General features: G+C 43.9%; 12 protein-coding genes. 11 read left to right on the top strand and 1 reads right to left on the bottom strand.

What is annotated here, in order from left to right:
- Window positions 1–27: 27 nt before the first annotated feature.
- Entirely contained in the window at window positions 28–903 is an 876-nt protein-coding gene (gene map, locus QV280_RS09445) for a type I methionyl aminopeptidase (protein ID WP_023403372.1), read from the bottom strand.
- A 344-nt stretch (window positions 904–1,247) separates the two neighbouring features.
- Here map and rpsB point away from each other — a divergent pair, with 344 nt between their 5' ends.
- The 11 genes from rpsB (at window position 1,248) to lpxD (ending at window position 12,816) form a co-directional block, all read left to right on the top strand.
- Window positions 1,248–1,979: a 30S ribosomal protein S2 gene (rpsB, locus tag QV280_RS09440; RefSeq protein WP_021712066.1), complete on the top strand. Its 732-nt coding sequence runs from the start codon at window positions 1,248–1,250 to the stop codon at window positions 1,977–1,979.
- Between the two features lie 129 nt (window positions 1,980–2,108).
- Window positions 2,109–2,951: a translation elongation factor Ts gene (tsf, locus tag QV280_RS09435; RefSeq protein WP_023403373.1), complete on the top strand. Its 843-nt coding sequence runs from the start codon at window positions 2,109–2,111 to the stop codon at window positions 2,949–2,951.
- 170 nt (window positions 2,952–3,121) lie between these two features.
- Window positions 3,122–3,853: a UMP kinase gene (gene pyrH, locus QV280_RS09430; protein WP_152819573.1), complete on the top strand. Its 732-nt coding sequence runs from the start codon at window positions 3,122–3,124 to the stop codon at window positions 3,851–3,853.
- Window positions 3,854–3,914: 61 nt separating this feature from the next.
- On the top strand, window positions 3,915–4,472 hold the full coding sequence (frr, locus tag QV280_RS09425) for a ribosome recycling factor (RefSeq protein WP_023403375.1): 558 nt from the start codon (window positions 3,915–3,917) through the stop codon (window positions 4,470–4,472).
- 102 nt (window positions 4,473–4,574) lie between these two features.
- On the top strand, window positions 4,575–5,330 hold the full coding sequence (locus QV280_RS09420) for an isoprenyl transferase (protein ID WP_023403376.1): 756 nt from the start codon (window positions 4,575–4,577) through the stop codon (window positions 5,328–5,330).
- A gap of 10 nt (window positions 5,331–5,340) precedes the next feature.
- Window positions 5,341–6,186 carry a phosphatidate cytidylyltransferase gene (locus QV280_RS09415; RefSeq protein ID WP_023403377.1) on the top strand — a complete coding sequence of 282 codons (846 nt, stop codon included), beginning with the start codon at window positions 5,341–5,343 and terminating at the stop codon, window positions 6,184–6,186.
- A 24-nt stretch (window positions 6,187–6,210) separates the two neighbouring features.
- Window positions 6,211–7,407 (top strand): 1-deoxy-D-xylulose-5-phosphate reductoisomerase, encoded by a 1,197-nt coding sequence (ispC, locus tag QV280_RS09410; protein ID WP_152819574.1) that lies wholly within the window; start codon window positions 6,211–6,213, stop codon window positions 7,405–7,407.
- Window positions 7,408–7,418: 11 nt separating this feature from the next.
- Window positions 7,419–8,774 carry a sigma E protease regulator RseP gene (rseP, locus tag QV280_RS09405; protein WP_023403379.1) on the top strand — a complete coding sequence of 452 codons (1,356 nt, stop codon included), beginning with the start codon at window positions 7,419–7,421 and terminating at the stop codon, window positions 8,772–8,774.
- A 46-nt stretch (window positions 8,775–8,820) separates the two neighbouring features.
- Window positions 8,821–11,259: an outer membrane protein assembly factor BamA gene (gene bamA, locus QV280_RS09400; protein ID WP_023403380.1), complete on the top strand. Its 2,439-nt coding sequence runs from the start codon at window positions 8,821–8,823 to the stop codon at window positions 11,257–11,259.
- Between the two features lie 18 nt (window positions 11,260–11,277).
- Window positions 11,278–11,790 (top strand): OmpH family outer membrane protein, encoded by a 513-nt coding sequence (locus tag QV280_RS09395; RefSeq protein WP_023403381.1) that lies wholly within the window; start codon window positions 11,278–11,280, stop codon window positions 11,788–11,790.
- Between the two features lie 6 nt (window positions 11,791–11,796).
- Window positions 11,797–12,816: a UDP-3-O-(3-hydroxymyristoyl)glucosamine N-acyltransferase gene (gene lpxD, locus QV280_RS09390; protein WP_023403382.1), complete on the top strand. Its 1,020-nt coding sequence runs from the start codon at window positions 11,797–11,799 to the stop codon at window positions 12,814–12,816.
- The last annotated feature ends 103 nt before the right edge of the window (window positions 12,817–12,919 follow it).

Raw genomic sequence — 12,919 nt, 5'->3', positions numbered from 1 at the left:
TGGCTTTTATTCATTTAATCGCGTTGATTAGTTGTTCATTAAACGAGGAATGGACTCATCACTGCGCAGAGTCAGTACTTCACAACCTTGTTTAGTCACCACAATGGTGTGTTCCCACTGCGCTGAGTTTTTACCATCACCGGTGTACACCGTCCAATCATCATTGGCATCGATAGAACAACCGAACTTGCCGGCGTTGATCATAGGTTCAATGGTGAAACACATGCCTTCTTTTAGCACGCGACGGTCAAAGTTTTTGTAGTGCACGACTTGTGGCTCTTCGTGGAACTCGTTACCAATGCCGTGACCGCAGAAATCTTTAACAATTGAGAACTTATTACGTGGGTTCTTTTTGTTGTTTTCTTTGATGTATTTTTCAATGGCGGTGCCAATAGCGCCAACGGTGGCACCAGGTTTTACTTGTTTCATACCCAAGTAAAGCGCCTCTTGCGCCACCATGCACAGACGTTTGTCACTTGGCGTTACATCGCCAATCAAAAACATTTTAGACGTATCGCCGTGATAGCCTTCTGGACGAGTGCTAAGATCGGCATTTTCATCGTCTGGGATAATCACAGTGATGTCGATATTAACAATGTCACCGTTTTTAAGTACAGCCGGTTTTTTCTGACCATTACTGCCCACTTCATCTTCTAGTGCAGGGATACCATGGCAGACAATATGGTTAATAGAAGTACAGATTGATTTTGGGAATCCGTGGTAATCCAGAGGAGCCGAGTAGGCACCGTTCTGTAAAGTAAATTCATGACAGAGCTTATTCAACTCTTCGGTGGTTACCCCTTCTTTTACGTGCGGGGTAATCATCTCTAAAACATCCGCTGCTAATTTACCTGCAACGCGCATTTTTTCGATTTCAGCTTCAGTTTTAATTTTTATCGACATGCTGTACTCAGTTAACTCTTTCTACAATTACCTTTATTCTAACAATACTGTGCTTACTCGCAAATGAAAATAAAACTCAGCTAGCGACACCTTTAGTCTCAAACGTAAAATAAATAGGATATTTCTGGTAATCAGGCCGATAAATATGGTATAAAGCGCGCCGAGATAGATTCCATTGTCTTCCTATTTTTGGGCGATATGGACACCTACCTCACATACTTACTTAATTTAAATCACACACATTTCGACACATGATTCGGGGTGCTCCACGGTTTGCTTATGCAAATTGATGGAGTCGAGTTCATGGGGAATGTGGAGGCCTAACCCCAATAGAGGATTATAAAATGGCAACTGTATCAATGCGCGATATGCTAAAAGCTGGTGTTCACTTCGGTCACCAAACTCGTTACTGGAACCCAAAAATGAAGCCATTCATCTTTGGTGCTCGTAACAAGGTTCATATCATCAACCTAGAAAAAACTGTTCCTATGTTCAACGACGCTCTAGCTGAAATTGCTAAAGTTGGCGAGAAAAAAGGTAAAGTTCTTTTCGTTGGTACTAAACGCGCTGCATCTGAAGCTGTTAAAGAAGCTGCTATCGCAAGCAACCAATTCTACGTTAACAACCGCTGGTTAGGTGGTATGTTGACTAACTACAAAACTGTTCGTCAATCAATCAAGCGTCTAAAAGAACTTGAAGCTCAAGCTCAAGACGGTACTTTTGAGAAACTAACTAAGAAAGAAGCTCTAATGCGTACTCGTGAAATGGAGAAGCTAGAGAAATCTCTTGGTGGTATCAAAGACATGGGCGGTCTACCTGACGCTCTATTCGTTATCGATGCTGATCACGAACATATCGCTGTTAAAGAAGCGAACAACCTAGGTATCCCTGTATACGCTGTTGTAGATACTAACTCTGACCCAGACGGTGTTGATTACATCATCCCTGGTAACGACGATGCAATCCGCGCGGTACAACTATACCTTAACGCGGCTGCACTAGCTGTGACTGAAGGTCGTAACAAAGACGTTGCAACTGCTGCTGATAAAGACGGTTTCGTAGAAGAAGCTGAATAATATCTGCTCCGCGTCACACTTAGTCGTTTGTCGGAATACCGATTAATAAAGACTAAGTGCTAGTATACATCAGGGGCCCCAATTTAGGCCCCTGAATTTTACCTTTTGAATCAACTTGAGGATTAGAGAATGGCTGTAACTGCTGCTCTAGTAAAAGAACTGCGCGACCGTACTGGCGCAGGTATGATGGACTGTAAAAAGGCTCTTAACGAGACTGACGGTGATATCGAACTAGCAATTGAAAACATGCGCAAATCAGGCGCTGCTAAAGCTGCTAAAAAAGCAGGCAACGTAGCTGCTGAAGGCAAAATCATTGTTAAAGATGCAAACGGCGTTGCTGTTCTTCTTGAAGTTAACTGTCAAACTGACTTCGTTGCTAAAGATGCAAGCTTCACTGCATTCGCAAACGAAGTAGCTGACGCTGCTCTAGCTTCTAAAGCTACTGCTGAAGAACTTCAAGCACAATTCGAAGAAGTTCGTATTGCTCTAGTTGCTAAAATCGGCGAAAACATCAACATCCGTCGCGTACAGTACGTTGAAGGTACTGCTATCGCTTCTTACCGTCACGGTGAGAAAATCGGTGTAGTTGTTGCTGGTGAAGGCGACGCTGAAACACTTAAGCACGTAGCAATGCACGTTGCTGCTTCTCGTCCTGAGTTCCTAAACCCAGAAGACGTACCAGCTGAAGTTGTTGCAAAAGAAAAAGCGGTTCAAGTTGAAATCGCAATGAACGAAGGCAAACCAGAAGCTATCGCTGAAAAAATGGTTGTCGGCCGCATGAAGAAATTCACTGGCGAAATCTCTCTAACAGGTCAAGCGTTCGTAATGGAACCTAAGAAATCTGTTGGTGAAATCCTAAAAGAGCGTGGCGCATCAGTATCTGATTTCGTTCGCTTGGAAGTAGGTGAAGGCATCGAGAAAGCTGCCGAAATGAGCTTTGCTGACGAAGTAGCAGCGGTTCAAAAAGGTTAATTTATAGCCTTGTTAATATTTTAAAAGACCGTGGCCTTTGCTGCGGTCTTTTTACGAATAAACACTAAATAGTTAGTGGTTGAGAATTGGGATTTAGCCTATCTTCTTTCAAGATCAGCAAGTCTCTATCCTCAACTGTTAATCGATAACTCTTTTAGAAGGTATACTTCATGACTACAAATCCTAAACCAGCATATCAGCGTATCCTATTAAAACTGAGTGGTGAGGCTCTACAAGGCTCAGAAGGTTTTGGCATTGACCCGACTATTCTTGAGCGTATGGCTCAGGAAGTAAAAGAGTTAGTTGAACTAGGTGTAGAAGTGGGCGTTGTTATCGGCGGTGGTAACCTTTTCCGTGGCGCAGGTCTTGCAGAAGCAGGTATGAATCGCGTTGTTGGCGATCACATGGGTATGCTAGCAACGGTAATGAACGGCCTTGCAATGCGTGATGCTCTGCACCGTGCTTATGTTAACGCTCGCGTAATGTCTGCTATTCAACTGAAAGGCGTGTGTGACGACTACAATTGGGCGGATGCCATTCGTGAGTTACGTCAAGGCCGCGTGGTTATTTTCTCTGCAGGTACAGGTAACCCGTTCTTCACAACAGACTCCGCTGCATGTCTACGTGGTATCGAAATTGAAGCTGATCTAGTACTTAAAGCGACAAAAGTTGACGGCGTATACAATGCTGACCCTGCGAAGAACCCAGACGCTGAACTTTACAGCCAGTTAACGTACAATGAAGTTCTAGATAAAGAGCTTAAAGTTATGGATCTAGCGGCGTTTACATTGGCACGCGATCACAACATGCCAATTCGTGTATTTAATATGAACAAGCCAGGCGCACTACGTCGCGTGGTAATGGGTGAAGCTGAAGGTACTCTTATCAGCAGCGCTGAATAATCGCCCTAGCACAACTTAGAATGGCCATTCATTTGGCCTAGACAATTTCAAAGGTGAAATCGTGATTAACGAAATCAAGCAAGATGCGCAACAGCGTATGGACAAAAGCGTTGAAGCGCTAAAGAACACTCTTTCAAAAGTACGTACTGGTCGTGCTCACCCAAGTCTTCTATCTGGTCTTTCAGTAGAATACTACGGCGCACCAACCCCTCTTAATCAGGTAGCAAACGTTGTTGCTGAAGATGCTCGTACTCTTGCTATTACAGTATTTGATAGAGAACTAGCGCCTAAAGTAGAAAAAGCAATTCTACAATCAGATCTAGGTCTAAACCCTATGTCTGCAGGTACGGTTATCCGTGTACCACTTCCACCGCTAACAGAAGAGCGTCGTAAGGATCTTGTTAAGATCGTTCGTGGCGAAGCTGAAGGTGCACGTGTTGCAATCCGTAATATCCGTCGTGACGCAAACAGTGATTTTAAAGCGCTTCTAAAAGACAAAGAAATCTCTGAAGATGAAGATCGTAAAGCACAAGACGAAATTCAAAAACTGACTGACGTTGCCGTTAAGAATGTTGATGAAGTTCTTGCTGCAAAAGAAAAAGAGTTGATGGAAGTTTAATCAAAACTGACTGTCGATTGATTCTTAAAACGCTGCACATCTACAGTGCAGCGTTTTTTTCTGCTATTATCTCCCACCTGTTAATTATTCACTATCTTCTCTATGTCTGACACTTCAATAACACCTAGCTCTATTCCTCAACACATTGCCATCATCATGGATGGAAATGGACGTTGGGCGAAATCTCATGGTAAACCTCGAGTTTATGGCCATAAGAAAGGGGTGAACGCAGTCAGAAAAACCATTACCGCAGCGGCTAAGCTGGGTATTAAGTCAGTGACTCTGTTTGCGTTTAGCAGTGAAAATTGGCGTCGACCACAAGAAGAAGTTAGCCTTTTAATGGAATTGTTTATCACTTTGCTATCAACGGAAGTGAAGCGTTTGCATAAAAATGATCTTAAACTGAGAATAATTGGCGATAAAAGTGGTTTCAATTCTCGTTTACAAAAAAAAATAGCAGAAGCCGAAGCGCTTACACAAGATAATAACGGATTGGTTATCAATGTGGCGGCCAACTATGGTGGTAAATGGGATATTACACAGGCAACAAGACGTATTGCTGAACAAGCGATGCGCGGTGAAATTCAACCTTCTGATATTACCGAAGATCTGATTTCACAAGAAGTATGCCTCGCAGATTTACCAGATGTGGATCTTTTGATTCGCACCAGTGGCGAATCTCGTCTCAGTAACTTTTTATTATGGCAAGTTGCTTACGCAGAATTTTACTTTTGCGACAAACACTGGCCTGACTTTGATGAAGACGGCTTAGCCGAAGCAATCTCTTGGTATATCAATCGCGAACGTCGCTTTGGTTGTACTGGAGAGCAGATCAAAGCACTTATGGATAACAAATAAGGAAGTAGCCTTGAAGCAACGTATTATAACGGCTTTAATCCTCGGCCCTCTGGTCATTTTAGGCGTATTTCAGCTGCCATTTATTGGTTTTATGCTGATGTTAGGCGCAATCACTTTGATCGGCTTGTGGGAGTGGACTCAGTTTATTGAATCCGGCAACCGCGCAACAAAAATGATTTTGTTGTTAACGGGCTTTCTCACCTCATTTTCTTGTATCCCTTCGCAATCCGTACTTGCTCCCGACTTGATGGGCAGTTTGGCGGTGGTGATTGCCATAGGTGCTATCTGGTGGATTATCGCCAGCGGTTTGGCGATTACTTATCCCAAAAGCGCCAAGCTATGGAAAGACTCAGACATTCTTCGATTTGCCTTCGGTCTACTGACGTTATTGCCTTTCTTTTGGAGCATCGTAGCGCTGAGAGCGGTTAATTTAGATGTGGATTTCTACTATGGCGCTAAACTTGTTATGTACGTCTGCGCATTAGTATGGGCGGCAGACAGCGGTGCATACTTTGCGGGTAGACGCTTTGGTAAACATAAAATGGCCCCTCATGTTAGCCCAAATAAAACCATCGAAGGTTTAGTGGGCGGCTTAGTGGTTGCTTTACTAGTCGGATGGGGCATGGCGACATGGTTTGAGCTTAAATTCTCTACCCCTTGGTTGATGATACTACTGACTTTCGTGACTGTGGTGATTTCAGTGCTAGGCGATCTAGTAGAAAGTATGTTTAAACGTGTTGCTGGTATTAAAGACAGTAGCAACATCATTCCAGGACATGGCGGTGTATTAGACCGCGTAGATAGCTTAACAGCTGCATTCCCTGTCTTTGCCATTCTTTATTTCATGTTGCAGTAACCCGCACTTGATTGGTCAATTAGCATGAAAAATATCACTATTCTAGGCGCTACCGGTTCTATCGGTAGCAGCACCTTAAAGGTTGTGGCTGAAAACCCTGAGCATTATCAGGTGTACGCGCTAGGCGCGGGCACAAACCACGCGCAAATGTTCACCTTGTGCCAGCAGTGGCGACCTAAATACGTTGCGATGGCTGATAAGTCAGCGGCTCTTACATTACAAAAAGAGCTGCGTGCCGTTGGCAATACCGCTCAAGTATTGGCTGGAGACGAAGGCCTTTGTCACATAGCGCAACTGCCTGAAGTGGATATGGTGATGGCGGCGATTGTTGGCGCAGCAGGTCTATTGTCAACCATGGCAGCCGTTAAAGCGGGTAAGCGAGTGCTGCTGGCTAACAAAGAAGCGCTAGTGATGTCTGGGCAGTTATTTGTGGATGCGGTGAAAAAACACAACGCTGAGCTTATGCCAGTAGATAGTGAACACAACGCCATTTTTCAATGCTTGCCTGAACGTATTCAAACCAATCTGGGACATTGCGATCTAGACAATGCTGGCGTGCATAAAATTCTGTTAACGGGTTCTGGCGGTCCATTTCGATATAGCGATATCCAATCACTTAAATCGGTGACACCTGCGCAAGCTATTGCTCATCCCAACTGGTCTATGGGGCCTAAGATTTCTGTTGATTCCGCTAGCATGATGAACAAAGGGCTTGAGTATATTGAAGCTCGTTGGTTATTTAATGCCAATAAAGAACAGCTGAAAGTGGTTATTCATCCGCAATCCGTTATCCACTCTATGGTGCAATACAAAGACGGTTCTACTCTGGCGCAAATGGGTGAGCCAGATATGTGTACCCCGATTGCATTGACTATGGCGTATCCAAATCGTGTCAAAGCGGGCGTTAAGCCATTGGATTTCACTGAAATGGGTGAACTATCCTTTATCAAACCAGACTTTGCTCGTTATCCGTGCTTGGAACTAGCGATTGAAGCTTGTTATAGTGGACAACACGCCACTACCGCGTTGAATGCGGCTAACGAAGTGGCGGTACATGCGTTTTTACAACAAAAAATTGCTTTCACTGATATCGTGCAAGTGAACCGAAGTGTAATGAACAAGGTGTGTGCAACTGAACACGCTCATCAATTGGATAGCTTGGAAAGCTTGATTGAGCTCGATAAAATGGCACGTATTTTTGCTAGTGAGCAACTAAATTAGGGATAGATGTAATGGCCTCCGCTTTATGGAATTTTGCTTCATTTATTGTGGCACTTGGCATCTTAGTTGCCGTGCACGAATACGGACATTTCTGGGTCGCCCGTCGTTGTGGCGTAAAAGTTCATAAATTTTCGATTGGCTTTGGTAAGTCTATTTGGAAAAAAATAGGCAAAACGGGCACTGAATACTCTATCTCTGTGATACCACTAGGCGGCTACGTCAAGATGCTTGATAGCCGCGTGGAAGAAGTTGCCGAGCACGAAAAACCTCTCGCATTTGATCAAAAGAAACTCTGGCAACGTAGCGCAATTGTGGCTGCTGGCCCTATGGCCAACTTCCTGTTCGCTATTCTGGCTTATTGGTTGGTCTTTTTGATTGGCGTTCCCGCCGTAAAACCCGTAATTGGTGAAGTAACCCCCAATTCCATTGTTGCACAAGCCGGAATTCAACAAGGAATGGAACTTAAATCCATTGATGGCGTCAAAACCGCAGATTGGGAATCTGTTAATATGGGGCTGATTGCCCGTATTGGCGATAAGCAGATGACAATGACCGTGGCATCAGCGGATGAAATTGGCCAACAGAAAACCGTCACTCTTAATATCGAAGATTGGCATTTTGATCTGGAAACTGAGTCGGCGATGACCACTTTAGGATTCAGACCTTACTCTCCTGAACTGTATCTCACGTTTGCAAATGTTCAAGAGGGAGGGGCCGCGGCTAAGGCTGGATTAGAAGTAGGGGACACTGTTTTATCAGTGAATGGCAACTCTGTGAGCGAGTGGCAAGATTTTGCTTCCATTATCCGCCATAATCCGGACCGGTCATTACAACTTGAAATACAGCGCAATGGCACGACGTTACCTATTACTCTTATTCCTGGCGTTCGAGAAACGGCAGATGGCAAGATAGGATTCGCTGGAGTGTCACCTAAAGTGGGCACATGGCCAGAGGAATATCGATTCGATCTGAGGTTTGGTCCTCTAGATTCTATCGGTCGAGCGATTGAAAAAACTAAGCAAGTCACATCTTTGACCTTCAATATGCTGAAAAAGTTGGTGGTAGGCGATGTTGGATTGAATAATCTCAGTGGGCCTATCTCTATAGCTAAAGGAGCAGGTGCTACGGCCGATTATGGCTTGGTGTATTTCTTAGGCTTTTTGGCTTTAATAAGTATTAATTTAGGAATTATCAACTTGATGCCACTACCCATCTTAGATGGTGGTCATCTGTTGTTTTTTGCGGTCGAGGCGGTTACCCGTCGCCCGGTACCAGAAAAAATTCAAGAAATGGGGTACCGCGTCGGTGGCGCAATAGTGTTTGCACTGATGTCTATCGCAATTTTAAACGATTTTATGCGTCTGTAATTCTTTTGAGCTCACAGCGTATTTTTATAGGAAATTAGAAGTCGATATGTCGCTAAAACGTATCCTGCTTACCGCGTTACTACTTGGAAGTAGTGCAGTTTACGGTGCAGAAAATTTTGTGGTCCAAGATATTAAAATTGAAGGTCTTCAACGTGTAGCTCTCGGTGCTGCTCTATTGGAGATGCCTGTTCGTGTTGGTGATACTGTTGGCAGTAAAGATGTATCTGACATCATCAAATCTTTGTACCGCTCTGGTAACTACGAAGATGTAAAAGTGATGCGTGACGGCAACGATTTAGTTGTCCGTGTTACGGAACGTCCTACCATTGCGAGTGTTTCTTTTTCGGGCAACAAAGCCATCGAAGAAGAACAACTTCAACAAAACCTTAATTCCTCTGGCGTTCGAGTGGGTGAAGCGTTAGATCGCACCGCTTTAAGCACCATTGAAAAGGGACTTGAAGACTTTTACTACAGCGTAGGTAAATACAACGCTTCAGTACAAGCGGTGGTAACACCACTTCCTCGTAACCGTGCCGATCTTAAATTTGTTTTCTCGGAAGGCGTTTCAGCTAAGATCCAGCAAATCAACTTTATTGGCAACACCGTATTCACTGACAGCGAATTATTATCTCGTTTCAACTTGAATGTAGACGTGCCTTGGTGGAACTTCATGGCCGATGAGAAATATCAAAAGCAAGTACTTGCTGGCGATCTCGAAGCAATGAAGTCGTATTACCTGAATCAGGGCTACCTCAAGTTTAAAGTAGATTCTAGCCAAGTGGCGATTTCCCCGGATAAGAAAGGCGTGTATATCTCGCTATTCTTAGATGAAGGTGAACAGTACACAGTCGAAGACGTAAAAGTTCGTGGTGAGCTCATTGGTAAGCGCGATGAATTTGAACAGATGAACCCGTTCAAAAAAGGCGATGTTTACAGCGGTGGCGCCGTTACTGGCATGGAAGAGTCCATCAAGCGCGTATTGGGCGAGTCAGGATATGCTTATCCTAACGTTCGAACTATCCCTGAATTTGATGATGAGAACCATACGGTTTCACTAGTGGTTAACGTAGAAGCGGGCAACCGTATCTATGTGCGTGATATTCGTTTTGTGGGTAATAACTCTACAAAAGATGAAGTGTTGCGTCGTGAAATGCGTCAAATGGAAGGAAGCTGGTTAAATTCTAAAAACCTAGAAACAGGTAAAACACGTTTGAATCGTCTTGGTTTCTTTGAAACTGTTGATGTACAAACCGTGCGTGTACCGGGCACAGATGACCAAGTAGACGTGGTTTACTCGGTAAAAGAAGCCAACTCAGGCAGTGTTAACTTTGGTGTCGGCTATGGTACTGAATCAGGTATTAGTTTCCAAGTTGGTCTGCAACAAGACAACTTCTTAGGTACAGGTAATCGCGTTGGTATTAATGCCATGATGAACGATTATCAGAAGAATGTGAGCTTAGAATACCGTGACCCATATTGGAACTTAGACGGTGTCAGTTTGGGGGGTAAGGTTTTCTACAACAAGTTTGAAGCATCTGAAGCGGGTATTGTTGACTATACCAATGAAAGCTACGGTGGCTCTTTAACTTGGGGTTTCCCATTTGATGAATTGAACTTTGTGGAAGTGGGTATTGGCTACACACACAACAGTTTATCTAACCTTGACCCTTATGTTCAGATAGAAAACTTCCTTCAATCTCAAGGTAGTAACTACAATGCGATTGAAAATACGTTAGAAACTGACGATTTTGACGTTTCTCTGACTTGGACGCGTAATAATCTAAACAGAAGTATCTTCCCTACGTCGGGTAACCACCAACGTTTGACCGGTAAAATTACCGTTCCGGGCTCTGATGCGCAGTACTATAAAATTCAGTACGATGCGAGACAGTACTTCCCGCTTAACCACAAACAAACCTTTGCTTTATTGCTTCGCGGTCGTTTAGGTTATGGCAACGGTTACGCTAAAACAGGCGGCAATGATAACTTGTTCCCATTCTATGAGAACTTCTATGCGGGTGGTTTCACTACCTTGCGTGGCTTTGGTTCAAACAGTGCGGGTCCAAAAGCGGTATACGATGATCCATCAGGCTGTTCTGGTAACGCCGGTGGTAACAACCCATGTTATTCCGCAACCGATGAATCTGCGGGTGGTAACGCCACCATGTTGGGTAGTATTGAGTTAATCGTACCTACACCATTTGCAGGGGATAGCTTCCGTAATCAACTGCGTACTAGTTTGTTCTTAGATGTCGCCAGTGTATGGGACACAGAGTTTAACGACGTTGACGTAGATGATAACTTACCGGGCTCTGAATACTATTACGACTATTCAGACCCATTTGCATACCGCGCATCAGTAGGTGCCGCAGTACAGTGGATGTCACCTATGGGACCATTAGTGTTCTCATTAGCGACTCCGATTGAAATTTATGAGGGTGATGACAAAGAGGTCTTCACTTTCACAATTGGTAGAACCTTCTAAACATTTGAGGATAATAAATTGAAAAAACTAATTAAAGCAGCAGGCCTGAGTCTTGTAGTCTTGTCTACATCTTTGGTTGCGCACGCCGCGGAAGCTGCTCAAAAAGTTGCTTATGTAAATACCGCTCAAATTTTCCAAGAGCTACCACAACGAGAAGCTGTTCTGAAAACTCTGCAAGAAGAGTTCAAAGACAAAACAGCAGATTTAAAAGCAATTGAAGCTAAGATTAAATCTAAAGCGGATAAAGCACGTCGCGATGCGGCACTCCTAGGTGATGATGGCGTTCGTAAACTACAAATCGAAATCGCTGGTCTAGAAGCTGAATACAAATTGAAAGGTCAATCTTTAGAGCGTGATGGCAAACGTCGTGAAGCTCAAGAGAAGCAAAAACTATTTAAAGTGATTCAAGACGCGGTAAATGTTGTTGCTAAACGTGAAGGTGTAGACATGGTTGTTGACGCGCAAGCTCTTCAATACGCTAAGCCTGAACTAGACCTATCACAAAAAGTGATTGACGAACTAAATAAGTAATAAATTATGACAGAACTGACGCTACAACAACTTGAACAAATTACCGGTGGCACACTTTACGGTGATCCTGCAACTAAGGTTACTTCGGTAGCTGCAATGGATAAGGCAGAAGAAGGGCACATTACTTTCTTGTCTAATCCGCGCTATAAAAAGCAATTGCCTGAGTGTAAGGCGTCAGTAGTCATGGTAAAGGAAAGCGAACGAGAATTATGTAAAGGTAATACTCTGGTCGTCGCTGATCCTTATGTTGCTTACGCTAAGGTAGCTCAAGCGTTAAATACGCCACAGTTACCTGCAACTGGAATTGCAGCATCGGCAAGTATTGCTGATGATGCAGTTTTAGGCAGTAATGTTTCTATTGGTCCAAACGCCACTATCGATTCAGGCGCTGTACTAGGAGACAATGTCTCTATTGGCGCCGGTGCTTATGTGGGCAAAAACGCGGTCATTGGCGCAGGCACTCAATTGTGGGCCAATGCGACGATTTATCATCATGTGCAAGTCGGTGAACGTTGTGTTTTCCATTCTAGCTCAGTGATTGGTGCAGACGGTTTTGGTTACGCTAACGAGCGTGGCGAATGGATCAAAATTCCTCAAGTAGGTACGGTCAGAATTGGCGATCGTGTTGAAATTGGGGCAAGCACAACCGTCGATAGAGGTGCGTTAGACGACACCGTTATTGGCAGCAATGTGATTTTAGATAACCAAATTCAAATTGGTCATAATGTACGTATCGATTACGGCTCTTGTATTGCAGGTGGCACTGTCGTCGGTGGTAGTACACACATTGGTAAATATTGTATTATTGGTGGTGGCGCAGCCATTTCAGGACACTTAGAAATTGCCGACGGCAGTATGATCTCTGGTCGTGCAATGGTGCTTCGCAGCATCACGGAAAAAGGTGTTTACTCGTCAGGTATGCCAGCGCAACCGAATCGAGAATGGCGTAAATCTGTTGCTCGTCTTAACAGGCTTGAGGACATGCTCAATCGCCTCAACGAACTCGAGAAAAAGCTCGGCTCTTAAATTCTCTATTAAGGCCTGCAATAAGCAGGTCTTTTTAGTCTATAATTCGTAAATAAATTAAAGCGTTACATTAAAGGAAATGCACTTTGACTTCTGAAAAAAA

This window comes from Vibrio sp. B1Z05, assembly GCF_052955985.1.
This window is presented reverse-complemented; position numbering and strand designations above follow the sequence as displayed.

Bases quoted from the DNA above. Each gene is read 5' to 3' on its own strand.
- map (WP_023403372.1), bottom strand. From the start codon at position 903: ATGTCGATAAAAATTAAAACTGAAGCTGAAATCGAAAAAATGCGCGTT.
- rpsB (WP_021712066.1), top strand. From the start codon at position 1,248: ATGGCAACTGTATCAATGCGCGATATGCTAAAAGCTGGTGTTCACTTC.
- tsf (WP_023403373.1), top strand. From the start codon at position 2,109: ATGGCTGTAACTGCTGCTCTAGTAAAAGAACTGCGCGACCGTACTGGC.
- pyrH (WP_152819573.1), top strand. From the start codon at position 3,122: ATGACTACAAATCCTAAACCAGCATATCAGCGTATCCTATTAAAACTG.
- QV280_RS09420 (WP_023403376.1), top strand. From the start codon at position 4,575: ATGTCTGACACTTCAATAACACCTAGCTCTATTCCTCAACACATTGCC.
- ispC (WP_152819574.1), top strand. From the start codon at position 6,211: ATGAAAAATATCACTATTCTAGGCGCTACCGGTTCTATCGGTAGCAGC.
- rseP (WP_023403379.1), top strand. From the start codon at position 7,419: ATGGCCTCCGCTTTATGGAATTTTGCTTCATTTATTGTGGCACTTGGC.
- bamA (WP_023403380.1), top strand. From the start codon at position 8,821: ATGTCGCTAAAACGTATCCTGCTTACCGCGTTACTACTTGGAAGTAGT.
- lpxD (WP_023403382.1), top strand. From the start codon at position 11,797: ATGACAGAACTGACGCTACAACAACTTGAACAAATTACCGGTGGCACA.